Annotated in this window: 27 protein-coding genes; 15 read left to right on the forward strand and 12 right to left on the reverse strand. The window is 70.8% G+C overall.

Annotated features, from left to right (window positions below; all coding sequences use genetic code 11):
• Nucleotides 1-2: 2 nt before the first annotated feature.
• A complete protein-coding gene (locus D7231_RS12810; RefSeq protein WP_338419853.1) occupies nt 3-536 on the reverse strand; it encodes an EF-hand domain-containing protein in 534 nt (177 codons plus the stop codon).
• 311 nt (nt 537-847) lie between these two features.
• On the opposite strand from D7231_RS12810, the gene D7231_RS12815 reads away from it, so the two are divergent.
• Both D7231_RS12815 and D7231_RS12820 read left to right on the forward strand, forming a co-directional pair.
• Nucleotides 848-1,366 (forward strand): hypothetical protein, encoded by a 519-nt coding sequence (locus D7231_RS12815; protein WP_120755471.1) that lies wholly within the window; start codon nt 848-850, stop codon nt 1,364-1,366.
• A gap of 108 nt (nt 1,367-1,474) precedes the next feature.
• Nucleotides 1,475-2,026 (forward strand): signal peptidase II, encoded by a 552-nt coding sequence (locus D7231_RS12820; RefSeq protein WP_120755472.1) that lies wholly within the window; start codon nt 1,475-1,477, stop codon nt 2,024-2,026.
• A gap of 66 nt (nt 2,027-2,092) precedes the next feature.
• On the opposite strand, the gene D7231_RS12825 is transcribed toward D7231_RS12820, so the two are convergent.
• The gene (locus D7231_RS12825; RefSeq protein ID WP_147449710.1) at nt 2,093-2,218 is read right to left on the reverse strand and encodes a SapB/AmfS family lanthipeptide; all 126 of its coding nucleotides are present in this window, start codon (nt 2,216-2,218) and stop codon (nt 2,093-2,095) included.
• Between the two features lie 291 nt (nt 2,219-2,509).
• Nucleotides 2,510-2,881, reverse strand: a complete 372-nt coding sequence (locus D7231_RS12830) for a winged helix-turn-helix transcriptional regulator (protein WP_120755476.1) — start codon at nt 2,879-2,881, stop codon at nt 2,510-2,512.
• 65 nt (nt 2,882-2,946) lie between these two features.
• Between D7231_RS12830 and D7231_RS12835 the strand changes: the two genes are divergently transcribed.
• A complete protein-coding gene (locus D7231_RS12835; RefSeq protein ID WP_120755478.1) occupies nt 2,947-3,876 on the forward strand; it encodes an NADP-dependent oxidoreductase in 930 nt (309 codons plus the stop codon).
• 81 nt (nt 3,877-3,957) lie between these two features.
• Here the strand turns inward: D7231_RS12835 and D7231_RS12840 are convergent, their stop codons facing one another.
• From D7231_RS12840 to D7231_RS12850, 3 genes are all read right to left on the reverse strand, one after another.
• Nucleotides 3,958-4,320: a hypothetical protein gene (locus D7231_RS12840; RefSeq protein WP_147449711.1), complete on the reverse strand. Its 363-nt coding sequence runs from the start codon at nt 4,318-4,320 to the stop codon at nt 3,958-3,960.
• 167 nt (nt 4,321-4,487) lie between these two features.
• Nucleotides 4,488-4,766, reverse strand: coding sequence for a 2OG-Fe(II) oxygenase family protein (locus tag D7231_RS12845; RefSeq protein WP_158673741.1), 279 nt, complete (start codon nt 4,764-4,766; stop codon nt 4,488-4,490).
• Nucleotides 4,763-5,119, reverse strand: a complete 357-nt coding sequence (locus D7231_RS12850; RefSeq protein ID WP_158673742.1) for a 2-oxoglutarate and iron-dependent oxygenase domain-containing protein — start codon at nt 5,117-5,119, stop codon at nt 4,763-4,765. Before D7231_RS12850 ends, D7231_RS12845 begins: the two co-directional genes overlap by 4 nt.
• 274 nt (nt 5,120-5,393) lie before the next feature.
• On the opposite strand from D7231_RS12850, the gene D7231_RS12855 reads away from it, so the two are divergent.
• Nucleotides 5,394-6,272 (forward strand): DMT family transporter, encoded by an 879-nt coding sequence (locus tag D7231_RS12855; protein ID WP_120755484.1) that lies wholly within the window; start codon nt 5,394-5,396, stop codon nt 6,270-6,272.
• A gap of 657 nt (nt 6,273-6,929) precedes the next feature.
• On the opposite strand, the gene D7231_RS12860 is transcribed toward D7231_RS12855, so the two are convergent.
• Both D7231_RS12860 and D7231_RS12865 read right to left on the reverse strand, forming a co-directional pair.
• Nucleotides 6,930-7,166 (reverse strand): GntR family transcriptional regulator, encoded by a 237-nt coding sequence (locus D7231_RS12860; protein ID WP_228774588.1) that lies wholly within the window; start codon nt 7,164-7,166, stop codon nt 6,930-6,932.
• Nucleotides 7,167-7,171: 5 nt separating this feature from the next.
• A complete protein-coding gene (locus D7231_RS12865; protein WP_120755486.1) occupies nt 7,172-7,459 on the reverse strand; it encodes a winged helix-turn-helix domain-containing protein in 288 nt (95 codons plus the stop codon).
• Between the two features lie 192 nt (nt 7,460-7,651).
• Between D7231_RS12865 and D7231_RS12870 the strand changes: the two genes are divergently transcribed.
• Nucleotides 7,652-7,933, forward strand: a complete 282-nt coding sequence (locus tag D7231_RS12870) for a hypothetical protein (RefSeq protein ID WP_147449712.1) — start codon at nt 7,652-7,654, stop codon at nt 7,931-7,933.
• 7 nt (nt 7,934-7,940) lie between these two features.
• Here the strand turns inward: D7231_RS12870 and gad are convergent, their stop codons facing one another.
• The gene (gene gad, locus D7231_RS12875; protein ID WP_120755488.1) at nt 7,941-9,371 is read right to left on the reverse strand and encodes a glutamate decarboxylase; all 1,431 of its coding nucleotides are present in this window, start codon (nt 9,369-9,371) and stop codon (nt 7,941-7,943) included.
• Between the two features lie 79 nt (nt 9,372-9,450).
• On the opposite strand from gad, the gene D7231_RS12880 reads away from it, so the two are divergent.
• Nucleotides 9,451-10,209 carry a MerR family transcriptional regulator gene (locus D7231_RS12880; protein ID WP_120755489.1) on the forward strand — a complete coding sequence of 253 codons (759 nt, stop codon included), beginning with the start codon at nt 9,451-9,453 and terminating at the stop codon, nt 10,207-10,209.
• A gap of 88 nt (nt 10,210-10,297) precedes the next feature.
• Here D7231_RS12880 and D7231_RS12885 read toward each other — a convergent pair whose 3' ends face one another.
• On the reverse strand, nt 10,298-10,663 hold the full coding sequence (locus D7231_RS12885) for a YbjQ family protein (protein ID WP_106674457.1): 366 nt from the start codon (nt 10,661-10,663) through the stop codon (nt 10,298-10,300).
• Nucleotides 10,664-10,917: 254 nt separating this feature from the next.
• Between D7231_RS12885 and D7231_RS12890 the strand changes: the two genes are divergently transcribed.
• Both D7231_RS12890 and D7231_RS12895 read left to right on the forward strand, forming a co-directional pair.
• On the forward strand, nt 10,918-11,892 hold the full coding sequence (locus D7231_RS12890; RefSeq protein WP_120755490.1) for a DedA family protein: 975 nt from the start codon (nt 10,918-10,920) through the stop codon (nt 11,890-11,892).
• 269 nt (nt 11,893-12,161) lie between these two features.
• Nucleotides 12,162-13,856 (forward strand): threonine/serine exporter family protein, encoded by a 1,695-nt coding sequence (locus D7231_RS12895; protein ID WP_120755491.1) that lies wholly within the window; start codon nt 12,162-12,164, stop codon nt 13,854-13,856.
• Between the two features lie 367 nt (nt 13,857-14,223).
• On the opposite strand, the gene D7231_RS12900 is transcribed toward D7231_RS12895, so the two are convergent.
• Nucleotides 14,224-14,721: an inorganic diphosphatase gene (locus tag D7231_RS12900; RefSeq protein ID WP_030367366.1), complete on the reverse strand. Its 498-nt coding sequence runs from the start codon at nt 14,719-14,721 to the stop codon at nt 14,224-14,226.
• Between the two features lie 134 nt (nt 14,722-14,855).
• Here D7231_RS12900 and dacB point away from each other — a divergent pair, with 134 nt between their 5' ends.
• From dacB to folE, 6 genes are all read left to right on the forward strand, one after another.
• On the forward strand, nt 14,856-16,295 hold the full coding sequence (dacB, locus tag D7231_RS12905) for a D-alanyl-D-alanine carboxypeptidase/D-alanyl-D-alanine endopeptidase (RefSeq protein ID WP_241999695.1): 1,440 nt from the start codon (nt 14,856-14,858) through the stop codon (nt 16,293-16,295).
• A 123-nt stretch (nt 16,296-16,418) separates the two neighbouring features.
• Nucleotides 16,419-17,561, forward strand: coding sequence for a zinc-dependent metalloprotease (locus D7231_RS12910; protein WP_120755493.1), 1,143 nt, complete (start codon nt 16,419-16,421; stop codon nt 17,559-17,561).
• Between the two features lie 189 nt (nt 17,562-17,750).
• Entirely contained in the window at nt 17,751-18,773 is a 1,023-nt protein-coding gene (gene tilS, locus D7231_RS12915; RefSeq protein WP_120755494.1) for a tRNA lysidine(34) synthetase TilS, read from the forward strand.
• A 99-nt stretch (nt 18,774-18,872) separates the two neighbouring features.
• Complete coding sequence (gene hpt, locus D7231_RS12920) at nt 18,873-19,412, forward strand: hypoxanthine phosphoribosyltransferase (RefSeq protein ID WP_058047052.1); 540 nt, start codon at nt 18,873-18,875, stop codon at nt 19,410-19,412.
• A 269-nt stretch (nt 19,413-19,681) separates the two neighbouring features.
• On the forward strand, nt 19,682-21,676 hold the full coding sequence (gene ftsH / locus D7231_RS12925; protein ID WP_120755495.1) for an ATP-dependent zinc metalloprotease FtsH: 1,995 nt from the start codon (nt 19,682-19,684) through the stop codon (nt 21,674-21,676).
• Nucleotides 21,677-21,837: 161 nt separating this feature from the next.
• The gene (gene folE / locus D7231_RS12930; RefSeq protein ID WP_120755496.1) at nt 21,838-22,443 is read left to right on the forward strand and encodes a GTP cyclohydrolase I FolE; all 606 of its coding nucleotides are present in this window, start codon (nt 21,838-21,840) and stop codon (nt 22,441-22,443) included.
• 136 nt (nt 22,444-22,579) lie between these two features.
• Here the strand turns inward: folE and D7231_RS12935 are convergent, their stop codons facing one another.
• Nucleotides 22,580-23,689 carry an alpha/beta hydrolase gene (locus D7231_RS12935; protein ID WP_120755497.1) on the reverse strand — a complete coding sequence of 370 codons (1,110 nt, stop codon included), beginning with the start codon at nt 23,687-23,689 and terminating at the stop codon, nt 22,580-22,582.
• Between the two features lie 170 nt (nt 23,690-23,859).
• Here D7231_RS12935 and D7231_RS12940 point away from each other — a divergent pair, with 170 nt between their 5' ends.
• Entirely contained in the window at nt 23,860-25,713 is a 1,854-nt protein-coding gene (locus D7231_RS12940) for a phosphatidylglycerol lysyltransferase domain-containing protein (protein ID WP_120755498.1), read from the forward strand.
• Nucleotides 25,714-25,758 lie beyond the last annotated feature (45 nt).

The raw sequence follows: 25,758 nt of genomic DNA on the forward strand, positions 1-25,758 counted from the left end.
GTCTAGTACAGGGCCTCGCCCATCGGGGAGCTGTCGCCGACGATGTAGGCGCGGATCGACGCCAGGTACGCGTCGCGGCCGACCCGGCCGTCGCCGTCGGCATCCAGCGCGTCGAACGCGGCGGCGGCGTTTCCGGGCGGATTGTTCAGCGCGGTGCGCAGGAGCGTGAATTCGGTCTTGCCGAGGGCGCCGTCCCCGTCGGCGTCGGCGAGGTCGAAGAGCGCGCCGAGGGCGAACCGGCAGACGTTGTCGAACTTGTCGGCGCCCACCCATGCGTTGTACTCGTCGAAGGTCAGCTTCCCGTCGCCGTCGGCGTCCATCGCCCCCCACGCCTTGTGGGCTTCGGCGCGGGCGGCGACGACGAGCGGATCGTCCTCTGTGCGCTCCGTCGCCCGGACGGCCCGGTCGACCCGGGAGAGGTAGTCGTGCGCCGCGATGACCCCGTCCCCGTCCGCGTCCATCATGGCGAAGACGCGTCCTCGCGCGGCGGTCGCGGCTTCGGTTTCGGCTTCGGCTGCGGCGGGCGTAGGGCTCACGGAAGATCTCCTCTTGATCGCGTGCCGGCGTCCTGGTCGTGTCTGATCGCTTCTTGATCGCGTCGTGCCCGGCGGTGACTCGCCGTCGGCGCTTCCTACCCGGCGCCTCCCGGGACCCATGCGACCGGGGCCGACGGGACCGGACGGGCGGGGGGAAAGGTGCGCGCGACCGCGCGCCGGACGGGCCGTGCGCGGGCGGGGCGCTTCGAGGCGCCGGGGCAGCGGATGAGTCTCCGGGTAGCCAAGGGCCGGTAGCCGAGAGCGGTACAGGACGTGCTGGAGGGCATGTGTTCGGTAAGCGCGGTGCGGCAGTGACGCTGGGTTCCCTGCTTCTGGTGGGCTCGTCGCTGGTGTGGGCACCCATGGGCCGGGCCGGGACGGACAGACATGAGGGCGGTTTCCTCTGCACGGGCAGCAGCCGGAGCCACTACGACCCACCGCTCACCCTCGAACCCCGGTCGACCCGTGTCCACGCGGACGTCACGTACACCTCCTGCGCCGTCGGACCCGGCCGTACGGTCCCGGCCACCGGCTCCTTCGACGGGGTCTCGCCGGCGGCGGCCTGCCTCACGCTGTCCGGCGGACGCGGAGAGGAGACCGTCCAGTACGCCGACGGTCGCCGGTCGCTGATCGTCTACGACAGCGCCACCATCCTTCGTGCCGCCGGCGTTCTGGCCCTCGTCCAGACGGGCCGGGTCACCGAAGGACGCGGCAAGGGGCATCCCGCACGGCGAACCGTCACCGGGCCGACCCGTGAACTGTCCACGGGCTGCCTCACCTCCGGCCTCCGAGAAGGCGGCAACGCGGTCCAGTTGGAGGTCCTGCCCTGACAACGGACGTCCTCCCGGGCATGGGCCGGCGGAGTCATCCGTAGGCTGGTGGACGGGGCGGTCCCGCGGTGCGACCGGGACCGGACGACGACTTCGGGGTGAGGGAACATGAGCGAGCCGGGTGGCGCTTCAGGCATACGTGGTGGGGGCGGGCGGAGGGTCTCGCTGCTTCTCGCCGTGGCGGGGCTCTCCTACCTGATCGACCTGTGCAGCAAACTGGCCGTGGTCGCCGAGCTGGAGAACCGCCCCGCCGTCCAGGTGATCGGCACGTGGCTGGAGCTGCGGGTGATGCGCAACTCCGGTGCGGCGTTCGGCATCGGCGAGACGACGACCATCGTGTTCACGCTGGTCGCCGCGGGCGTGGCCGTGGCGATCGCCCGCCTCGCGCGCAAGCTCTACAGCGTCCCGTGGGCGATGGCCCTGGGCCTGCTTCTCGGCGGCGCACTCGGCAATCTGACGGACCGGCTCTTCCGCGCGCCCGGCGGCCTGGAGGGCGCGGTCGTCGACTTCATCTCCGTCCGCGGCTTCAGCGTGATGAACCTGGCCGACTGGGCGCTCTTCTGCGGGAGCGTCCTGATCGTGTTCTGCACCATCCGCGGCTGGGAGCTGGACGGCACCGGGGGAGAGTCCGGCGAGCCCCGGAGCGCCGGTGCCGCCTGAGCGCTTGCGGTGGTGGGGCGGTGCGGCACCCGGGGGCCCGGGTGCCGCACCGCTGTCACTCGCCCGTCACTGGTCCCCTTCGTGGCAGAGGAGCAGGCTGAGGTCGCTGTTGGGCCCGGTGCCGGCCCCGAACCCCGGGCCCTGCCTCGCGGCCGTGGCGGACTCCATGAGCTGCATGTCGAGAAGTACCATCTGGCTCACCTTCCGTCCCACTCCCTGAACGACCCGCCGAACCGGGCCCGCAGAGGCTCTGCCCAGCGGCGAGCGGGGGCAACCGGTTTCGGGCCCCTACCGGGGGCGCAGCGCGATGACGGAAGAGAGCGCACGCCCACCACCTGGGCTGCGGGCTGACCTGCTCAAGCGGAGCGGCTTCATGCACGTCACGCACGTCACGCACGTCGATGCCCGCATCGTGGCCGCCCCCGCCGTCGGACGGCGCTCCTCTGGGCACCTTGCCCGTACAGGCCGAGATGGCCTGAGCGGTCAGTCGAGCGGCTCGGGAGTGGTGGTTGCGGCCGCGGCGAAGGACTCCCGCGCGGCGAGGATCTGTCCTACGTGGGAGAGCGCCCACTCGCCGATCGCCACGGACAACAGGGCCGCCTCGCAGCCGAGCGGCGTCAGGCCGTACTCCACGCGCGGCGGAACCGTCGGGTAGACCTTCCGTGAGACCAGGCCGTCGCGCTCCAGTGTCCGGAGTGTCTGCGTCAGCATTTTTTGCGTGACGCCGGGCAGGGCGCGGCCCAGCTGGTTGAACCGCATCGGCCCGGCGTGCTCCCGCAGCGAACCGAGCACGTACAGCACCCACTTGTTGGCCAGCACCTCGACCACCGTCCGGGACGGGCAGTCAGTATCCATCAGGTACCTACCTTCCTGGAAAGTGCCTACTTTACGGTGGATACCAGCCGTTTAAAGATGAACGCATGCGAGTCATCACCCAACGTTCCCTCGGCGGCCCGGAAGTCCTGGAGGTCGCGGAGGCCGGCCGGCCTGTCCCCGGCTCCGGCGAAATCCTGGTGCGGGTACGTGCCACAGCCGTCAATCCGGCGGACTGGAAGGTCCGCTCCGGCCACGTACGGTGGTTCGGCGACCCGCCTTTCGTCCTCGGCCACGATTTCAGCGGCGTAGTGGCCGAAGCCGGCGGATCCGGGGGCCGAGTCCGGCCCGGCGACGAGGTGTTCGGATGGGCGGCCATGCCGAACGGCGCCAACGCCGACTACGTACTCGTCCCCGAGGACGCCGTCACCGCCAAGCCGGCCGCCATCGACCACGTCCACGCCGCCGCGCTCCCCATCGCCGGGCTGACCGCCTGGCAGACGCTGGTGAACATCGCCCAGGTGCGCCCCGGGCAGCGCGTCCTCGTCCACGGCGCCGCGGGCGGCGTCGGCCACCTCGCCGTACAGGTCGCCAAGGCGCGCGGCGCGCACGTGATCGGCACGTCGCGCGCGGTCAACCACGAGTTCCTGCGGGGCCTCGGCGCGGACGAACTCATCGACTACACGGCGACCGACTTCACGACCGTACGGAAGGTGAACGTCGTCATCGACACGATCAGCTACGACTACGGTCCGAGGTCGCTGACCACGCTCGCCCCGGGCGGCATCCTCATCGACGTCGTGGGCGTCGGAGTCGACCGCACGGCGGTGAAGGCGCAGGCGGAGGCGGCCGGCCTGCGGTTCGTCGAGTACTACCTCGAACCGACCCGGGCCGATCTGGAGGGCCTCGCCGGCCTGGTGGAACAGGGATCCCTGCGTCCGGTCGTGCAGGAGGTACTGCCCCTGAGCGATGCGGCCAAGGCGCACGAACTCAGCGAGACCGGCCGCGTCCGCGGCAAGGTCGTGCTTGTGCCTTGACCGGCTGCGGTGCGTGCGGTGCGGGCGGGAAGAACGCGGACCGGGCCGGGTCCTCTGCAGGGCCCGGCCCGGTGGAGGCGGCTAGCCGGGACTGCCGGAGCCGACCTGTAGCTCATCGATGCTGACCAACTTGGACCGGTCGCCGACGGTGGCGCAGGCAGTGCTCGGGACACCGGCGTGAGTCTGGACGCAGGCCGGACCCGTGGTGCCGATACCTTCCATCGCGACGGTGGCGACGCCTGCGGCGCTGATGGTGTCGATGCCCAGGGCGAGGGCCCAGCGCGGAATGACATCGAACATCATCGGTTGGGCAGTGGTCCTACCCGTGGTGCCACCCGTGCGAACGCCGGTGTCCGCCCCCGCGGCGTGTGCGGGAGCGGCGAGTCCGGTGGTGAGCAGGGTCAGCAGGGCAGTGGCGGTGAAGGCGCGGGCAATACGTGGCAAGGCAGACCCCTTCTGACGGCACGCGGACAGCGGCGGCACGCGCACGTGACCACATGACCACGTGATTTCTTGTCGGGCGCACTGGGGGTGTAGCGGATCCGCCGAGAGGCTTTCCGTCCGCCGAACGGGCTAAGCGTCGGCCCGCCCAAACGGGTCCGCTCCGGTGCTCACGTTCGCCTCGCGGTGCAGCGCGCCTCCAAGAGGGATTCGAGGAGGGACGCGTACTGGCTGCCCGTGTCGAACGGTTCGTAGCGGGGCGGGTCGGTTTCGCTGACGAACGGTTCGAGGGGCGCGCCCACCGTGCTGTAGGCAGGGCGGTGCTTGTACTGGATGGACACCCTGTCGACGGGCACCGGGCCGACGCGGTGCAGTGCCGCCCGGTAGGTGCCGTTCGTCCACCTCTGCAAATAGTCGCCGAGGAAGACGAAGAACGCGTCATAGATCACCGGGACGGGTATCCATCCGCCGTCCGCCGGAAGGGCTCGTGGTAGACGTCGGTCGGCCGGCCCGACGCGAGGGTGCCGGTCGTCCGCCCGATCCTGTACTGCTCGCAAGCCTCGCCGCCCGCGTGCGAGGTGCTCCTCTCCTGGCCCACGCTCCGGTAGCCCAGGAACTGCGAGCGTACGTCAGCGGCCAGGCTCTTCTTCTCGTGGGCCGGTCGCGCATAGAACCGCAGCGTTTCCTCGAACGCGGGCGATACCAGGCCGGTTGGTACGCCGTGATGGAACGCGAAGAAGAATCCGTCGCGCCGGCACGCTTCGCCTATCTCGGCGACCGCGGAGTCCGAGGCCAGGTCCACTGACGCGATGGTCGGTTCCGATGCTTTTGGGGAAACCACCCCTGTGCCACCTCCGAAAGATCTTCGATGTCTTCCGTACGAACGGGATCTCCGGTGGTCCAGTATTCCAACCGGGCGCCAACCGGGCATCCACTCAAGATGGCCCCCTCCGTACGCCAGTTTGCGGAGGAGTTTTCGGTCAAGTGGAAGTGCGAGGAAGGACGTTGACGGCCCGTTCCGCTCCCACTAATTTCCTCGCTGGCCGAGGAGAGGTACCCGAGTGCGGTTGCCGGGAATGCCCTTCGCGAACCTCCGCGCCGACCGGCGCGTCAGCGTCACCGTCTCCGCTTCCGCCCCCGCGCGCATCCCGCAACGCCCCGCAGCCCGTCACTCCACCGGGTGGGCGCTGGCCATGCTGGGCGTCACGGCCCTGTGGGGATGGACCTATGTCGTCGTCCAGGACGCCGTCGCTCTTCTCCCCGTACCGGCGTTCCTCGCCTACCGCTTCCTCGGCGCGGCAGCCTTCGTCGCTCTCTTCCAGTACCGCGGCCTTGCACGGATGACGGCTCGTGAAGTGGCGGGCGGCGCCGTCGCCGGGGGCGTGCTCTTCGCCGTGTACGCGCTGCAGACCGCCGGCCTTCAGGACACCACCGTCTCGAACGCCGCCTTCATCACCGGACTCGCCGTCGTCTTCACCCCGCTCCTCTGGGCCCTCGCCTACCGGACGCCGCCGCGCCCGCGCCAGACCGCCGGCGCCGTCCTGGCCCTCGCCGGACTGGCCCTCCTCACGCTCAAGGGCCTGTCGGTCAACCGCGGCGACGCACTGATGCTGGGCTGCGCCCTCGCGTTCACCGTGCAGAACGTCGTCCTCGCCCGCATCGGCCCGGGCGCCCGCACCGGGCTCCTCACCGTCGTACAGCTGACGACAGTGGGCCTGTGCGGGCTGCTGTGGTCTCTCGTCACCGGAACCCTCGCCGCGCCCGCCACGGGTGGTGTCTGGACGGCCTTGGTCGTCACCGCGCTGCCGAGCTCCGCGCTCGCCTTCTTCATCAAGACCAAGGCGTTCGCGACCTCATCGCCCAGCCGCATCGCCCTGATCATGGCGATGGAACCGGTCTTCGCCGGCTTCTCCGGCTACTGGCTCGCCGAGAGACCTTCACCGCGGTCAATCTGACGGGCGCCGCGCTGGCCATCTCCGCGATCCTCCTCGCGGAGACGGGGAGGCGTCCGGACGCCGCGGGTTGAACTCGGTTCGTACCGAGCCCGAGTGTGACTGGGGATCGGTAACAGTGCCCGAACTCATGCGAGTTACCCGGCTCAGGCGATAGAGTCGCCTCCGTTGCGTCATCTGCTGACCCCTTTGGGTCAGCCCGCCGCGGTCGGGGCCCCATCCAGGGGTCTCGGGCGGGGCCGGTTCTCTCTGCCGCGTCCGAGGGCCCTTCTGGGGCCTCGCAACCGGTGAGGCTCCGACCCAAGGAAAGGCGCGCAGATGCCGCTTCACAGGAGGCCGAAACCGCCGATCGACTGGGACCGGGTCAGGGACGTGGCCCGAGCAGTAACACCATGGGTGGAACTGCTCGCGGCCTTGATCGTCCTGACACTGGTGATGATCGGTAAGGGCTGACCGGCGGGGCGTATATCCAGTACGCCCCGTACGGCCAACTCTCGGCTCGCCCGTCGCAGGCTCCAGCCCCTGCGGCGGGCGTCTTTGCGTAGTCCGGTACCTCAGGTGCCGTACCACACGGCATCTACCGTAGCGCACTACTCAGTTCGCCGCCCGGACCTTGCGGCAAACGGGCGTTGCCCAGGGCTGATGCGCCGCCGTTCGGCCCTAGTTCTTCGGCGGCTGGGCGGCGACGAAGGAGCCCATGCCGTGGGTGGTGATGATGAGGCCCTCTTCGCGCAGTGCGCGGGTGACCTTGCGGACGGTCACCCGCGCAACGCCGAACTCCTGCTCCAGCTTGGTCTCGGAGAGTAGGTAGTTCACCGGGTACTCGCCAGTGCTGATGCGTTTACGGATGACGTCGGCGATCTGCGTCCACTTGGGACGAGTGGGGTCGAATTCCATCACGGTCAGGTGTCGCGCAGGTCCGCATCGTCCGTCGATAGCTGCTCCGGCACGAAGGTTCCCTTGGCGGGCAGGGTGACCAGGAGGCCGCGGTCCCGGAGTTCCTGGATGGCTCGACGGATCGTTCCGATGGCTACGCCGTACTGCTCGGCCAGGTCCCTCTCGCCCGCCAGTCGGGCGCCCGGGCGCAGGGTTCCGGCCTCGATCTGGGCGGCGACGTGGTCTGCGACCTGCATGTAGACGTAGGCAACCCGCGTCGGGTCGACGGGTGGGACGCCCTGCTCCTCTGCCATGGGCGTCAACCTAGCGCAGCGTCACACAACACGTAAGGGTGGATAGCGTCGTACTGCTCCACTCTGCTTCATGCCGCGTCCTACGTTCAGGGGTATGTAAAACCCCGGCGGCCGCGCAAACGGCCCCGGGGCGTGACCAACGCTTATGGGAGCGTCGACATGCATGACTTTATCGCCGGGTGGGCCGGGCGCGTGAGGGCACTTTTCAACCGCCACGGGGACGCGAAGGGGACGCAGACCGCGCCTGAGTCCCCGCCGGAGACGCCCGCCCCCGCCCCCGCGCCCACCCCCGAACCCTTCCGACCCCACTGCGGGATCTACGTCTGGGCCACCGCTCATGGGATCGACATCCAGTCCAGCAGCAAGCTCCGCGCCTGCACCTGTTCCGCGAAGTCGCATGACCACCCCGCCGACAACGACGACCTCCGCGCCAAGGTCCGCGAGGTCAATGCCCGGAGCACCTGGGGGAAGTGAGCCCGCCTCAGTGGTGGAACGCCGTCGCCACCGTTTCCGGGCGGCCTAGTGGGTGGGGCTGGCGGCGGAGTTCCGGCAAGAGGGCGTGGAGGTCGTTCATGAAGAGGTCGGCCAGGTCGTGGGAGAAGCCGTTGCGGCAGACGACGCGGAGGACCGAGAGGTCCTCGCGGTCGGGCGGGAAGGTGTACGCGGGGACGAGCCAGCCGCGCTCGCGGAGGCGGCGGGAGACGTCGAAGACGTCGTACGCGTCGATGCCGTCCGCGACCGTGAAGGCGAAGACGGGGAGTTCGTCGCCGCGGGTGAGGAGGCGGAAGTCGCCCGTCTCCTCGATCAGCCCGGACAGCCGGCAGGCCACGTCGCGCGCGTTCTGCTGCACCGCGCGGTAGCCCTCGCGGCCCAGCCGCAGGAACGTGTAGTACTGGGCGGCCACCTGCGCGCCGGGGCGGGAGAAGTTGAGGGCGAAGGTCGGCATGTCGCCGCCGAGGTAGTTGACGCGGAAGACCAGGTCCTCGGGGAGGGCGGACCGGTCGCGCCACAGGGCCCAGCCGACGCCCGGGTAGACGAGCCCGTACTTGTGGCCGGAGGTGTTGATGGAGGCGACGCGCGGCAGCCGGAAGTCCCAGACCAGCTCCGGGTCCAGGAAGGGGGCGATCATGCCGCCGGACGCGCCGTCCACGTGGACCGGCACGTTCAGGCCCGTGCGCTGCTCCAGCTCGTCGAGGGCCGCGCAGAGGTCCGCCACCGGTTCGTAGGAGCCGTCGAACGTCGACCCCATGACGGCGACGACCCCGATCGTGTTCTCGTCGCAGAGGGCGGCCGCGGCGCCGGGGTCGATGTGGAAGCGGTCGCCGGCCAGCGGCACCTGGCGGGCCTCGGCCTCCCAGAAGTTGCAGAACTTGTCCCAGCAGACCTGGACGTTGGCGCCCATGACCAGGTTCGGCCGGGCGCCGCCGCCCGGGTAGCGGTGGGCGTTGCGGGCGGCCCAGTGCCGCTTGAAGGCCAGGCCGGCCAGCATGCACGCCTCGCTCGACCCGGTGGTGGAGCAGCCGACGGCCGCGGCCGGGTCCGGGGCGTGCCACAGGTCGGCGAGGATGGCCACGCAGCGCCGCTCCAGCTCGGCCGTGCGCGGGTACTCGTCCTTGTCGATCATGTTCTTGTCGCGGCACTCGGACATGAGGACGGCCGCCTGAGGCTCCATCCACGTGGTGACGAAGGTCGCCAGGTTGAGCCGGGAGTTGCCGTCGAGCATCAGTTCGTCGTGGACGACCTGGTACGCGGCGTGCGGGGCCATCGGCCCGTCCGGCAGCCGGTGGCGCGGCGGCTCGGCCGCCATCCCGCCGACCGGATCGGCCTCGCCGTACAGGAACGGGTTCACTGCCACGCCGCGGCGGCGTGCGGAGCGGCCGCCGCGTACGTCCTCGCCTCGGTGCAGGGCCATGATCGTGACGATACGGACTTGCACCTCACGTAGCGGGAGGACGCACCGTGGTGGCCGTAAGCGAAAGAAGGAAGCGGACATGAGCTATTCCGTGGGGCAGGTCGCCGCCTTCGCCGGGGTGACCGTGCGGACGCTGCACCACTACGACGAGATCGGGCTGCTGTCGCCCGGGGACCGCAGCCACGCGGGCCACCGGCGCTACGACGACGCCGACCTCGACCGGTTGCAGCAGATCCTGTTCTACCGGGAGCTCGGCTTTCCGCTGGACGAGGTGGCGGTGCTGCTGGACGACCCGGGCGTCGACCCGGCCGAGCACCTGCGCCGCCAGCACGGCCTGCTCACCGAGCGGATCGAGCAGCTCCAGCGCATGGCCACCGCCGTCGAGCAAGCCATGGAGGCGAAGAAGATGGGAATCCAGCTCACGCCGGAGGAGAAGTTCGAGGTGTTCGGGGACTTCGACCCCGACGACCACAAGGAGGAGGTCGAGCGGCGGTGGGGCGACACGGAGGCCTACCGCGAATCGCAGCGCCGGACCGCCTCGTACACGAAGGAGGACTGGCTGCGGATCCAGGCCGAGGCGAACGGGCTCAACGAGCGCATCGCCGCCCTCATGGCCTCCGGCGCGGCCGAGGACTCCCCGGAGGCCATGGACCTCGCCGAGGAGCACCGGCAGCAGATCGTGCGCCACTACTACGACTGCACGTACGACGTTCACACCTGCCTCGCCGAGATGTACGTCACGGACGAGCGGTTCACCGCCACCTATGAGGCCATCCGGCCCGGCATGGCGACCTTCCTGCGGGGTGCGATTCTCGCCAATGCGGCGCGGAACGCGTAAACGGCTGTGATGCGCTAACAGTGGACAGCGGCAACAACAGGGCGGCCCCGGCATCAGCCGGGGCCGCCCTGCCGTCCGTCCGCCGCTCTCACGGACGCGGCGAGATCACCACCGCGGTGCCGTACGCGCACACCTCCGTGCCCACGTCCGCCGCCTCCGTCACGTCGAAGCGGAACATCAGCACCGCGTTCGCGCCGCGCGCCCGCGCCTGCTCGATCAGTCGCTCCATGGCCTGGTTACGGGTCTCCACCAGCGTCTTCGTCAGGCCCTTGAGCTCGCCGCCGACCAGGGACTTCAGCCCCGCCCCGATCTGGCTGCCGATGTGGCGGGAGCGCACGGTGAGGCCGAAGACCTCGCCGATGACACGGTCGACCTTGTAGCCCGGCACGTCGTTCGTCGTCACGACCAGGACGTCGGACTGGGACTGCCCGCCGCCGTACTCCTCGATGCCCATCGCATCCACCTCCGTGTGTGCAGTGTGTGCAGTTTTGCGGGTGCCTGACCAGGACGCATGCGGGGGCCGCGGGGTTGCGCCGACCGGGCGTACGGCGGACCGGGCGCTCCTCCCGCACACTGGTAATCACACTGGAACGCGGCGGTACCCCGTCGCGTTGGTAACTTGGGGCCGCACACCGGCCCACCCCGCCTGTGCCCGGGCCTCGCACGAGCCTGCGCCCTCGACCCAGGAGCCTGTCACCCGTGACCCCCATGACCACTCTCGCGCTCGGCCCCCAGTGGCTGGATGCGAACTATCTGATCGAGCAATTCGGTCTGATCGGCGTCCTGGCCATCGTCTTCGCGGAGTCCGGCCTTCTGATCGGCTTCTTCCTCCCCGGCGACTCGCTGCTCTTCACCACGGGCCTGCTGGTCACCACGGGCCAGATCAGCAAGCCGCTGTGGCTCGTGTGCACGCTGGTGGCGGTCGCGGCGATCCTCGGCGACCAGGCGGGCTACCTCTTCGGCCGCAAGGTCGGCCCCTCGCTGTTCCGGCGCCCCGACTCCAAGCTCTTCAAGCAGGAGAACGTGGAGAAGGCGCACGAGTTCTTCGAGAAGTACGGGCCGAAGTCGCTGGTGCTGGCCCGCTTCGTGCCCGTGATCCGTACGTTCACGCCGATCATCGCCGGCGTGAGCCGCATGAACTACCGCTCGTTCCTCATCTTCAACATCATCGGCGGCATCCTCTGGGGCGTCGGCGTGACACTGCTGGGCGCGGCGCTCGGCAAGATCGAGTTCGTCAACAAGAACATCGAGCTGATGCTGGTCGCGATCGTGCTGATCTCGGTCGTGCCGATCATCATCGAGTTCCTGCGGGCGCGCGCGAAGAACAAGAAGGAGGCGGCACGGGCGGCGGAGGCGCCGCGGACGCCGCAGGCGCCGCAGTTCCCGTACGCACCGCAGGCGCCGTACGACGGCGGATACGCGGGCCAGGGTCAGAGCCCGTACGCCGCCCCGGGCCGGAGCCCGTACCCCGGCGCGGGTCAGGAGCAGTACCCGGACCAGAGCCCGTACCCCGACCAGAACCAGAACCCGTACCCGGACCAGAGCCCGTACCCGGACCAGAGCCCGTACCCGGGCCAGAGCCCCTACGCGGGCCCCGGCCAGGGTCCGCACCCGGGCGGCGGTCAGGGCCCCGCGGGCGGCCCCCGCCCGCCGGCCCAGCGCGGCCGCCACGCGCGGCGCTGAGGCCGCACTCCCACCCCGCTTCCGCCCCGTACTTCCGCCCCGTCCCGCGCCCCCTGCCCCGCGCCGCCGCAGCCCGCATTCCGCATAGTGCCGGCCCCACTGGGCACACGCCCCTCTGATCAGGCATGGTGACCCTAGAGCTACGGCTCTGCGGGACGTTCCGGCGAGACGGCCGGTCCGGTGCCGCCGGCAGCCGGCGGTGAGGGACCGGCCGCGGCCTCTGCGGAACGCCCCGATGACCGGCGGGCAGGGCGTATGAGGAGCGCGAGGTGGCTGAGCGGCAGCGGGGCGGCGGAGGGGCGGCCGGTGAGGCTCCGGAGGATCGCAAACCCCAGTCCGACGAGGCGCGCAGCGCCTTCACCCCACCGCTCGGCGTCCCCCTCCCGCCCCCGCCCGAGGACGAGCACCCGACCTCCGAGTTCGCGGTCCCCGAGGGCATCGCCCCCGAGCCGCCCGGCGAACCCGAGGGCTCGGCCTTCACCCTCCCCGCGGGCGCCGTCGCCCCGGACTCCAGCACCACGCAGAGCACCCTGCTGCCCGGCTACACGCCGCCGTACGGCATGCCCAAGGTCAGCCTGACCAAGGACACGCCCTGGCAGGACCGCATGCGCACGATGCTGCGCATGCCGGTGGGGGAGCGGCCCGCGCCCGAGCGGGCCGCGAAGCAGGACGAGCCGGGCCCGCCCGTCCCCCGCGTCCTCGACCTGACCCTGCGCATCGGCGAGCTGCTCCTCGCGGGCGGCGAGGGGGCCGAGGACGTGGAAGCGGCGATGTTCGGCGTCGCGCACGCGTACGGGCTCGACCGCTGCGAGCCGACGGTCACGTTCACGCTGCTGACCGTCAGCTACCAGCCGTCCCTCGTCGACGACCCCGTCACCGCCAACCGCACGGTGCGGCGGCGCGGCACCGACTACACGCGGCTCGACGCCGTCTTCCGGCTCGTCCACGACATCACGTCGCAGGGGCTGACGCTGGAGGAGGCGTACCGCCGCCTCGCCGAGATACGCCGCAACCGCCACCCGTACCCGGGCTGGGGCCTGACCGCCGCCTCCGGGCTGCTCGCCGGCGCGGCGAGCATGCTCGTGGGCGGCGGCGTCGTGGTGTTCGTCGCGGCCGCGCTCGGGGCGATGCTGGGCGACCGGCTGGCGTGGCTCGCGTCGGGGCGCGGGCTGCCGGAGTTCTACCAGTTCGTGGCGGCCGGGCTGCCGCCCGCGGCGGTGGGCGTGACGCTCAGCGCGCTCCACGGCTACGTGGACGTCCAGGCGTCCGCGGTGATCACCGGTGGGCTGTTCGCCCTGATCCCCGGGCGGGCGCTCGTGGCGGGCGTCCAGGACGGCCTGACGGGCTACTACATCACCGCCGCGGCCCGGCTGCTGGAAGTCGGCTATCTGGTCGCCGGCATCGTCTGCGGCGTGCTGATCGTCCTCTACGGGGGCGTGCACATCGGCGGGGCCACGCTCAATCCGGAGGCGGCGCTGGAGCGCGTGGAGCGGCCGGTGATCCAGATCATCGCCGCGATGCTGCTGTCCTTCGCCTTCGCGGTGCTGCTCCAGCAGGAACGTCACTCTGTCTGGGTGGCCACCCTCAACGGCGGGGTCGCCTGGGTGGTCTACGGCGCGCTCGCCGACACCGCCGGGCTGGACCCCGTGCCCGCCACGGCCATCGCCGCCGGGCTCGTCGGCCTCTTCGGGCAGCTGCTCTCGCGCTACCGGTACGCGTCCGCGCTGCCGTACGTGACGGCGGCGATCGGGCCGCTGCTGCCCGGTAGCGCGGTCTACTTCGCGCTGCTGAACTTCGCGAAGAACGAGCTGAACACCGGCATCGCCAGCCTCACGAAGGCCGCTGCGCTGGCCCTGGCGATCGCCATCGGCGTGAACCTCGGCTCCGAGATGGCCCGGATGTTCCTCAAGGTCCCGGGAGAGGCGGCGGGCCGCCGCGCCGCGAAGCGGACGCGAGGCTTCTAGCGCAAGCCTTACGCGGGGCGCGGCCTGGAACCCGGGGCACCCCGGAAGCCACGCTCCGCGGTCCCGGGCACCCCGGAGGCCTTTGCCGCCGCGGCGGCGATCCGACACAGCGGACGCCCTCGGCGGTGCCGAGCCCACCTGGGCTCGTACGGCACCGCCGGATTCCACCGCGGTGGTTGCGCGCCGCTGCGGCGGGAGGAGAGGTGCTTGGCCCGGCCCTTGCCCTCCGCCGCGGCGGTGATCCGCCACAGCGGACGTTCTCGGCGGTGCCGAGCCCGGCTCGGCCCGTGCGCCGGGGAGCAAGCGGGGCCGGGGTGCCGTACGTCGCGTACGGCACCCCGGCCCCGGTGCAAAGCGAGCCGCAGGCTCAGTGGTGGGCGCCGCCCGCCGCCTCGAGGCGCTTGTAGGAGGCCTCGATCTCCGCCTCGGCCTCCGCGCGGCCGACCCAGTCCGCACCCTCGACCGACTTGCCCGGCTCCAGGTCCTTGTAGACCTCGAAGAAGTGCTGGATCTCCAGGCGGTCGAACTCCGACACGTGGTGGATGTCGCGCAGGTGCTCCATGCGCGGGTCGTTCGCCGGGACGCACAGCAGCTTGTCGTCGCCGCCGGCCTCGTCGGTCATGCGGAACATGCCGATGGCGCGGCACTTGATGAGGCAGCCCGGGAAGGTGGGCTCGTCCAGGATGACGAGGGCGTCCAGCGGGTCGCCGTCCTCACCGAGGGTGTTCTCGACGAAGCCGTAGTCCGCCGGGTAGCTGGTCGAGGTGAAGAGTCGGCGGTCCAGGCGGATGCGACCGGTCTCGTGGTCCACCTCGTACTTGTTCCGCGAACCCTTCGGGATCTCGATGGTGACGTCGAACTCCACGGGTGGCTCCTCCATGATCAACACATACGTCTGGTGATTAAGTGTCTCTCACGTGGGTGTGTGCTGGCGAAAGGGGCTGGTCCGTGGTGTCGGAGACCAGGTCGTGGCGGCTTCGGCCGCAGCTCCGGCCTTCCCTGCCGCCGTTGCGGGGCGGCACGCCGCGGGCCCGGACGGTGCGCTTCGTCGCGGTGTCCGCGCTCGCCGGATGCGTCGTGGCGGCGGGCGCCGTGGGCGCGGCCGGCCCCTGGGAGGGCGGCCAGCGCAGGGCCGAGCGCGCCCGGGCCGCCGCGGGCACGGCGGCGGACCAGGACGAGCGCGGCGGCGGCCCCGTACGCCCGGCGGCCCCGCCCGTGCTCGCCGGCCTCGGCGGGCGGGCCACGGCGCCGCTGCCGGCCCGGGAGGGCCTCGCGGGCGCGCTGGAGGGCCTGCTGAAGGACGGCGCGCTGGGCGCGCAGACGTCGGCGGCCGTCGTCGACGTCGCCACCGGGCAGCAGCTGTACGGGGCCGGCCAGGACACGCCGTACACCCCCGCCTCCACGATCAAGACGGCCACGGCCGCGGCGGCGCTCGCCGCGCTGGGCCCGGATCACCGGATCGAGACCACCGCCGTCGCCGACGGCGACACCGTCGTGCTCGTCGGCGGGGGAGACCCGACGCTGACCGCCCGCCCCGCGAAGGAGGGCGCTCCGGCCGCCGCGAGCCTGAAGGAGCTGGCCGACGCCACCGCCCGCGGCCTCAAGGCGCGCGGCAAGGGCCGCGTGAAGGTCGCCTACGACGCCTCCCGCTACTCCGGGCCCGCCCTCCACCCCATCGGGCCCAACGAGAACATCGCGCCGGTCAGCGCCCTGATGGTGGACGAGGGCCGGCTCGACGACTCCGACCACGGCCCCGCCGACCGCACGACGGACCCGGCCGGGGACGCGGCGCGGAAGTTCGCCGGGATGCTGCGCGACGCGGGCGTGGACGTCGACGGCGACCCGGCCGCGGGGACGCCGGCCGCGGGGGGCAAGGCGGAACGTCTCGCCTCCGTCTCCTCGCCGCCGCTGTCCGCGCTCGTCGAACGCACGCTCACCAACAGCGACAACGACATCGCCGAGGCGCTGGCCCGGCAGACCGCGCTGGCGTCCGGGCGGCCCGCGGACTTCGAGGGCGCGGCCGGGGCGGTGACCGCGCGCCTGGAGAAGCTCGGCCTGCCGCTGTCCGGGGCCCGGATCGCCGACGGCAGCGGGCTCGACCGCGCGGACCACGTCTCGGCGGCGTTCCTGGCCGGGCTCCTCGCCCGGGCGGCGGATCCGGCCCGGCCGGAGTTGCGGCCCGTCCTGACGGGACTGCCCGTCGCGGGCTTCAGCGGGACGCTCAGCGGGCGGTACGGAGCGGACGCGGCGGGCCGCGGCCTCGTCCGCGCCAAGACCGGCACGCTCACGGGCGTGAACACGCTCTCCGGCACGGTCGTGGACGCGGACGGACGGTTGCTGTCCTTCGCCTTCATGACGATGGACGCCTCGTCGGGCCCGAGCGCCCAGGAGGCGCTGGACCGCATGGCGACGGCGCTGGCGGGCTGCGGGTGCCGCTAGCGCGGCCCGGCCTCCGGCGGTGCCGTACGGGCTTTCCGCCGCACCGCCGGTGCCGCCCGCCCCGTTATCCACAGCCCCACCACTTCGCTACCCCGATCAGGGCCGTCCACGTACGGTGAAGCCATGACGAGCATCGGTGGTGCGGAGATGGTCGACTGGAAGCTCGCGGTCGCGACCGCGACCCGGTTCGTGCGGCCCGGACCGGAGATCAGCCGGGAGGAGGCGCGGGCGGTCGTCGCGGAGCTGCGGCGGCACGCGGCGACGTCCGAGGAGCACGTCAGGGAGTTCACCCGGATGTGGCCCGGCAAGGGCGACGGCGCCGGGAGCGACACCCCGGTCCTCGTCGTGGACAGGGCGGGGTGGATCAAGGCGAACGTGGCCGGCTTCCGCGCGATCCTCGGCCCGCTGCTGGAGAAGATGCAGGACCGCCGCGCGAACGTCCCCGGCGGGGCGGTGTTCGGCGCGGTGGGCGGCAAGGTGACCGGCGTGGAGCTGGGGATGCTGCTGTCGTTCCTGGCCTCCCGCGTCCTCGGCCAGTACGAGACGTTCGCCCCGTCGAGCAGGGACCTGCCGGGCTCGGCGGCGGGCGGCGGCCGCCTGCTGCTGGTCGCGCCGAACATCGTCCACGTCGAGCGCGAGCTCGAGGTGGATCCGCACGACTTCCGCCTGTGGGTGTGCCTGCACGAGGAGACGCACCGGACGCAGTTCACGGCCGTGCCCTGGCTGCGCGACCACGTCGAAGGCGAGATCCAGGCGTTCCTGGCGGAGACGGACGTGGACCCCGCCACCCTGCTGGAGCGCATCCGGGAGGCGGCCCAGTCGCTGGCGGGCGGCCGTCCTCCGGAGGAGGACGGCGCGGACGAGGGCGGGCGCAGCATCGTGGATCTGGTGCAGACGCCCGCGCAGCGGGAGATTCTGGGCCGGCTGACGGCGGTGATGTCGCTGCTGGAGGGCCATGCGGACTATGTGATGGACGGCGTGGGCCCGGAGGTCGTGCCGTCGGTGGCGGAGATCCGGGAGAAGTTCCAGCAGCGGCGGGCGAAGGGCGCGGGCCGGCTGGACGCGGCGCTGCGGAAGCTGCTGGGGCTGGATGCGAAGCTGCGCCAGTACCGTGATGGTGAGCGCTTCGTGCGGGCCGTGGTCGGAGAGGTCGGCATGGACGGTTTCAACAGGGTGTGGACGTCCCCGAACACCTTGCCCACCAAGGCGGAGATCGCCAAACCGGCGGACTGGGTCGCGAGGGTGCACCGCCGTACAGAGCCGTGAACCGGAAGCTCCACCTCCGGGTAGAACGCCTCCGTAATCACCCGTCCGAGGGACCGTGAGCCAGGGGTGGGCGTGCGATGCTCGGGTAATGGCTCGCTTCTGTCACCATCGACGCACACAGCGTGACTGAGGCTTCGAAGCTCGCGCAGCTCCGAACGATCTCCATATGGAACGATTGGACACACGGACATGGGTCCACATCCCGCGGTCGCCGCGATACGCCTGGCGGTCCGCCGCGTACTTCACGACGTCCTCACCCCCACCACACCCGAATCCGTCCCCCCCGCCCCCGCAGGTGAGAAGCCGCTCGTCCTCGTAGCCTGCTCCGGCGGTGCGGACTCGATGGCGCTCGCCTCCGCGCTGGCCTTCGAGGCGCCCCGGCTCGGCATCCGGGCCGGCGGAGTCACCGTCGACCACGGCCTCCAGCACGGCTCCGATCTGCGCGCCGCAGAGGTGGCGAGCCGCCTCGCCGCCTTCGACCTCGACCCCGTCGAGGCGCTGACCGTCACCGTCGGCCGGGACGGCGGGCCCGAAGCCGCCGCCCGCGACGCGCGCTACGCCGCCCTCGACGCCGCCGCCGAGCGGCACGGCGCCGCGGCCGTCCTCCTCGGCCACACCCGGGACGACCAGGCCGAGACGGTCCTCCTCGGGCTCGCCCGCGGCTCGGGCACCCGCTCCCTCGCCGGCATGGCCGTGACCTCCGGCATCGGCGGCCGCTACCGCAGGCCCTTCCTCGGCCTCGACCGGCAGACCGCCCGCAAGGCCTGCATGGTCCAGTCCCTCCCCGTCTGGGACGACCCGCACAACGCCGACCCGGCCTACACCCGCTCCCGGGTCCGCCACGAAGCCCTCCCCGTCCTGGAGAAGGCCCTCGGCAAGGGCGTGATCGAGGCACTCGCCCGCACGGCCCAGCTCTCCCGCGACGACGCCGACGCGCTGGACGACTGGGCCGCCGCCGTGGAGCCCTCCGTCCGGGACGACAGCGGCGCCCTGGAGACCGCCAAGCTCTACGCCCTGCCGCCCGCGGTGCGCCGCCGCGTGCTGCGCCGGGCGGCCATCTCGGCGGGCTCACCGGCCGGTTCGCTCTTCGCCCGGCACATCGAGGAAGTCGACCGGCTGATCACCGGATGGCGCGGCCAAGGAGCCATCAATCTGCCCGGGCGGGTCGCGGTCCGCAGGCAGGGTGGCAGACTGGTCCTCCGGCAGGGCTGATTCGAACGGGCACGAACGTCTCGAACGGGCCTCAGCTCGCCGCGGAAATGCCGGACGATCCGTAGACAAGCGAGAGTGGCGCGGGTGGACGACAAGGACATGGGCACCGACCTCAAGTCGGTGCTCATCACCAAGGAAGAGATCGACGCGAAGCTGGCTGAGCTGGCGGCGAAGATCGACGCGGAGTACGCGGGCAAGGACCTGCTGATCGTCGGTGTCCTCAAGGGCGCCGTGATGGTGATGGCCGACCTGGCGCGCGCCCTCTCCAACCCCGTCACGATGGACTGGATGGCCGTGTCCTCGTACGGCGCGGGCACCCAGTCCTCCGGCGTGGTCCGCATCCTCAAGGACCTCGACACCGACATCAAGGGCAAGGACGTCCTGATCGTCGAGGACATCATCGACTCCGGCCTGACTCTTTCGTGGCTGCTGTCGAACCTCGGCTCGCGCGAGCCCGCCTCGCTCAACGTCGTCACCCTCCTGCGCAAGCCGGAGGCGGCCAAGGTCGCGATCGACGTCAAGTGGGTCGGCTTCGACATCCCCAACGAGTTCGTCGTCGGCTATGGTCTCGACTTCGCCGAGAAGTACCGCAACCTGCCCTTCGTGGGCACGCTCGCGCCGCACGTCTACGGCGGCTGAGCCGGCGGGCCCTCGGAGCGGGCCACCCCGTCCGCCGCGCGGGAACCGAATGACGGTTCCCGCCGTTGGAGCAGGGTAAGGCGGGTTGGTTGACCGTCTGCAGCGGCGTCGGGAGACAATGCTGGGGTACCGTCCGAAGGTCAGTCTTTTTCAGACTTTCAAGTCAAGCTTTCAAGGTCGAGCAGGACACCGTACGCACAGGCACCCCGACCAGGGGCTGGCCGTGCCTCACTGTGGCAGGAGGGACGGGGCGCTTGCGCCCCGTATGGATGGACGTGAAGCGCTACTTCCGTGGGCCGGTCATGTGGATCGTGCTGGCCGTCCTCGCCGTGGTCGTGTTGATGCAGGTCGTCGGCTCCGGCGGCGGCTACAAGTCGGTGGACACCAGCCAGGTCGTTAACGCGATCAACAAGGACCTGGTGAAATCGGCCGAGCTGACGACCGGTGACGAGAACAAGATCAAGGTCGAGCTCAAGGACGGCCAGAAGGTCAAGGGCTCCAGCAAGATCCAGGCGAACTACATCGGCGAGCAGGGCGTTGACATCGCCAAGTCCCTGCAGGCCAACGCCGAGAAGAACATGATCCCGGAGGGGTACAACGTCTCGACGTCCAAGCAGAACCCGTTCATCGGCGTTCTGCTGTCGTTGCTGCCGTTCGTCCTCATCGTCGTGGTCTTCCTGTTCCTGATGAACCAGATGCAGGGCGGCGGCTCCCGGGTCATGAACTTCGGGAAGTCCAAGGCCAAGCTCATCACCAAGGACACCCCCAAGACGACCTTCTCCGACGTCGCAGGCGCGGACGAGGCCGTCGAGGAGCTCCACGAGATCAAGGAGTTCCTCCAGGAGCCGGCGAAGTTCCAGGCCGTCGGCGCCAAGATCCCCAAGGGCGTGCTGCTCTACGGCCCGCCCGGTACGGGCAAGACCCTGCTCGCGCGCGCCGTCGCCGGCGAGGCGGGCGTGCCCTTCTACTCGATCTCGGGCTCCGACTTCGTCGAGATGTTCGTGGGTGTCGGCGCCTCGCGCGTCCGTGACCTCTTCGAGCAGGCCAAGGCCAACGCCCCGGCCATCGTCTTCGTCGACGAGATCGACGCGGTCGGCCGCCACCGCGGCGCCGGCCTCGGCGGCGGTCACGACGAGCGCGAGCAGACCCTGAACCAGCTCCTCGTCGAGATGGACGGCTTCGACGTGAAGGGCGGCGTCATCCTGATCGCCGCCACGAACCGGCCCGACATCCTCGACCCGGCGCTGCTGCGCCCCGGCCGCTTCGACCGGCAGATCGCCGTCGACCGCCCGGACATGCAGGGCCGTCTGGAGATCCTCAAGGTCCACCAGAAGGGCAAGCCGGTCGCCCCGGACGTCGACCTGTCGGCCGTCGCCCGCCGCACCCCCGGCTTCACCGGTGCCGATCTCTCCAACGTGCTGAACGAGGCCGCCCTGCTGACGGCCCGCAGCGACCGGAAGCTGATCGACAACCACATGCTGGACGAGGCGATCGACCGCGTCGTGGCCGGCCCGCAGAAGCGGACCCGGATCATGAGCGACAAGGAGAAGAAGATCACCGCGTACCACGAGGGCGGACACGCCCTGGTCGCGGCGGCTTCCCCGAACTCCGACCCGGTGCACAAGATCACGATCCTGTCCCGCGGCCGCGCCCTCGGCTACACCATGGTCCTGCCGGACGAGGACAAGTACTCCACCACGCGCAATGAAATGCTCGACCAGCTGGCGTACATGCTGGGCGGCCGCGCCGCGGAGGAGCTCGTCTTCCACGACCCGACCACCGGTGCCGCCAACGACATCGAGAAGGCCACGGCCACGGCCCGCGCGATGGTCACGCAGTACGGCATGACCGAGCGCCTCGGCGCGATCAAGTTCGGCTCCGACAATTCCGAGCCGTTCCTGGGCCGCGAGATGTCGCACCAGCGCGACTACTCGGAAGAGGTCGCCGCCCTGGTCGACGAAGAGGTCAAGAAGCTCATCGAGACCGCGCACAACGAGGCGTGGGAGATCCTCGTCGAGAACCGCGACGTCCTCGACAACCTGGTTCTGGCCCTCCTGGAGAAGGAGACGCTGAACAAGGAGGAGATCGCCGAGGTCTTCAAGCACATCGTGAAGCGCCCGGCCCGCCCGGCGTGGACCGGCTCCTCGCGCCGTACGCCCTCCACCCGCCCGCCGGTGCTCTCCCCCAAGGAGCTCGCCCCGAGCAATGGTGGCCAGGCCGTCGAGCAGGCCGGCCTCCCGGACGACACCCGGCCGGAGAGCTGATTCCGGCCGGTTCGGACGGATAGCCCGCAAGGCTCACGGGCCCCGCACCGCAGGGCCCGGAATGGATGCCGCGTTCCCCAGGTTTTAGCCTGGGGAACGCGGCATCCCGTTTATCCGGGCGGTGCCGGTTGGCACGTACGTACGAGAGAACGAGGCACTCCATGACCGACCCGGTGACGCTGGACGCCGAGCGGAGCGTCGGCGCATTCGACGAGAAGCGCGCCGAGAACGCGGTGCGGGAGCTGTTGCTCGCCGTGGGCGAGGACCCGGACCGGGAGGGCCTGCGGGAGACGCCGGCGCGGGTGGCGCGCGCGTACAAGGAGATATTCGCGGGCCTCTGGCAGGAGCCGGAGGACGTGCTGACCACGACGTTCGACCTCGGTCACGACGAGATGGTGCTCGTGCGCGACATCGAGGTCTACAGCACGTGCGAGCACCACCTGGTGCCGTTCCACGGCGTGGCGCACGTCGGGTACATCCCGTCGACCAGCGGGAAGATCACCGGCCTGTCGAAGCTGGCCCGCCTCGTGGACGTCTACGCCCGCCGGCCGCAGGTCCAGGAGCGGCTCACCACGCAGATCGCGGACTCGCTGATGGAGATCCTGGAGCCGCGGGGCGTGGTCGTGGTCATCGAGTGCGAGCACATGTGCATGTCGATGCGGGGCATCCGCAAGCCCGGCGCGAAGACGCTGACCTCGGCGGTCCGGGGCCAGCTGCGGGATCCCGCGACGCGCGCGGAGGCGATGAGCCTCATCATGGCGCGCTGACCTTCCGGGCCGACGAAAAGGGCCCGCCCTGAGGCGGGCCCGCAAGGGGCCCGCGCCCCATAAGGGGCGCGGGGAACTGCGCGCTCAGCCGAAGGCGACCCGCAGTCGGGTCACCCGGCGAGCCGGCGGCAAGCCACTACGCGCTCAGCCGGCTGCCCATCCACTTCAGCGTCGGGTTCAGCTCACGACGCCACGTGTTGAAGTTGTGACCGCCCGTGTCCAGGATGATCGACGAGACCCGGGCCGGAGCCTTGATGCTGTCGATGAACTTCAGGGTGTCCTTGTAGTTGTGCTCGCCCTGCTTGCTGGTGGTCACCAGCAGCGAGACGGGCGGCATGCCCTTGTTCTTCAGCCGCCACAGCAGGTCGTTCTCGTTCTCCAGCTTCTTGCTGCCGCCGAAGAGCGAGCCCGTCGTCGGGTCCTGCGGGGCCTTGTAGTAGCCGGAGAGCGCGGCCGCGGCGCTGTACGCGTCCGGGTGGCGCATGGCGATCTTCAGCGCGCAGTAGCCGCCGGTGGAGTCGCCGATCATGCCCCAGTTCGCGGCCTTGTCGCCGACGCGGTAGTGCTGGGCGACGGCGTTGCGCAGGTCCTTGGTGAAGAAGGTCTCGGCCTGCGGGCCGTTCGGTATGTCCATGCACTCGGTGTCGCGCTGGCCGACGATGGACGGACGCATCATCACCAGGACGGTGGGCTGCATCTTCTTGTCCTTGCTCAGCTTGTGCGCGCGGACGGGGTAGTCGAGCCCTTTGATGAGCGCCTCGGCGGTGCCCGGATAGCCGGTCAGGACGACGGAGGCGGGAAACTTGCGGTTCGCGTACTCCGGCTGGAAGTACTCCGGCGGCAGGTAGACGTACGCCGGGCCGTTGATCTTGGATTCGACGCCCGCGACCTGGATCTTCTCGATCTTTCCGCCGACGCGCGGGACGTTGCCGCGGGGCACCTTGACGGCCTGGGTGTTCACGACCTGCAGCCGCTTGCCGCTGGCGGCGTGGTCGACGACCACGCCCTCCTCCTTGACCTGACCGAAGAGGTCGGCCCAGGAGCCGTAGAAGCCGAAGGACTGGTTGGCCCAGAGACCGATCGCTGCGAACAGGGTGAGCTGCGTGGCCAGCATCATGCCCACCCTGCCGAGTATGGAGCCCACGCTCCGTTTGCCCAGGCGTGGCCAGAGCCAGATGGTCAACGCGAAGAGCACTATCGCAGCCGCGATGGCAAGCAGCAGAACTGCCATGCTGGTGAGACCCATGAGGTGCTTTCTGCCGAGGCGACCCGGCGCCGAGTCGCGGAATGGTTACGTCTTTCCGGGCTCGGCCCCCCGCGGAACCTCAACCCCGAAACCGTCGTCCTACAGGGCGCACATTGTCCGGGCGCTGCCGCCGCATGGCGCAGGTCCACTCGACAGGACGACGGGAAGAGATGTCTGTCAGGGTAGATGGCAAAAAGTCCGATGGGGTTCCCGAGGGAACCAAGCGACTGTCGAGGCTTGCGCGTATCGTCAGAGGGCCCAAGCCCGAGAACGTGCCTGCCGTCGTGGGAACGGTCGCCGCTCTCATCGGCCTGGTGGACGTCCTTGCCGGGGTGGTTCCGCGGTTCCGCTGGAGCAAGGTCCACAGCCTCGCCGAGGTGCTGCCCGGCTCGGTGACGCAGCTCGCCGCCGCCGGCTCGATCATCGTCGGCGTCCTCCTGCTGCTGCTGGCCCACGCCCTCAAGCGGGCCAAGCAGCGCGCCTGGCTCGCCGCCGTGGTGCTGCTGCCCATCGGCGCGGCCGCGCAGCTCGTCTACCGCCACTCCTACATCGGCGCGATCCTGTCGCTGCTGCTCTTCATCTACCTCGTGTGGCACAAGAGCTCCTTCTACGCGCTCCCGGACCCGCGCAGCCGCTGGAAGGTCGCGGCCAACTTCGTGCTGATGGGCGCGTTCAGCTTCGGCCTCGGCTGGGTGATCGTCGGCTCGCACCCGGACCAGATGATCGGCGACCCGCCGGTGATCGAGCAGATCGAGCACGTGATCTGGGGCCTCTTCGGCTTCGAGGGCTCGATCCGCTACACCGATCACGTCGACTACACCGTCGGCTACTCCCTGGGCGCCCTCGGCCTGCTGACCGTCGCCACCACCGCCTACCTGGCCTTCATGCCGGCGTACCCGGCGGCCGTCCTCACCGAGGAGGACGAGGACAAGCTGCGCGAGCTGCTCGCCAAGCACGGCGCCCGCGACTCGCTGGGCCACTTCGCGCTGCGCCGCGACAAGAGCGCCGTCTTCTCGCCCTCCGGCAAGGCGGCCGTCTCCTACCGCGTCGTCTCCGGCGTCATGCTCGCGAGCGGTGACCCGATCGGTGACGTCGAGGCCTGGCCGGGCGCGATCGAGCAGTTCATGTCGCTGGCCAAGCGCCACTCCTGGACGCCCGCCGTCGCCGGGTGCAGCGAGACCGGCGGCGAGGTGTGGACCCGCGAGACCGGGCTCGACGCCCTGGAGATGGGTGACGAGGCCATCGTGGAGGTGGCCGACTTCTCCCTGACCGGCCGGTCCATGCGCAACGTCCGCCAGATGGTCAAGCGCATCGAGCGCAACGGCTACAGCACCAAGGTGCGCCGCGTCGGCGACCTCTCCCCGGAGGAGCTGGAGGCCGTCCAGAAGGCGGCCAACGCCTGGCGCGACACCGAGGACGAGCGCGGCTTCTCGATGGCCCTGGGCCGCATCGGCGACCCGAAGGACCTGGACGCCATCATCGCGACGGCCCACAAGGACCCGGAGGAGGGCGAGGACTGCCCGTTCGGCGACCTCCGCGCCATGCAGCACTACGTGCCGTGGGGCCCGGACGGCAGCTCGCTGGAGCTCATGCGCCGCGACCGCAGCGCGGACCCGGGCATGAACGAGCTCCTGATCGTCGCCTTCCTCCAGGCCGCGCCCGAGCTCAAGGTCAAGCGCCTGTCGCTGAACTTCGCGTTCTTCCGCTCCGCCCTGGAGCGCGGCGGCAAGCTGGGCGCCGGCCCGGTCGTGCGCATCCAGCGCTCGGTGCTGGTCTTCCTCTCGCGCTGGTTCCAGATCGAGTCGCTCTACAAGTTCAACGAGAAGTTCCGGCCGCGCTGGGAGCCCCGCTTCATCGTCTTCCCGAACAGCCGCGACCTGCCCCGCATCGGCTTCGCCATGATGCAGGCGGAGGGCTTCCTGGAGCTGCCGCGCCTGCTGCGCCGCCGCCCCGCCCCGCCGAAGGACGTCCTGGACGACGCGGACGAGCAGGTTTCGGCCACGGAGGTCACGCGCGCGGCGTGAGCGCCCCGCGAGCGCGCCGTGGTGATCCCGCTGAACGCACGTGCG

Origin of the sequence: Streptomyces klenkii (assembly GCF_003626645.1) — a bacterium.
Taxonomy (GTDB): domain Bacteria; phylum Actinomycetota; class Actinomycetes; order Streptomycetales; family Streptomycetaceae; genus Streptomyces; species Streptomyces klenkii.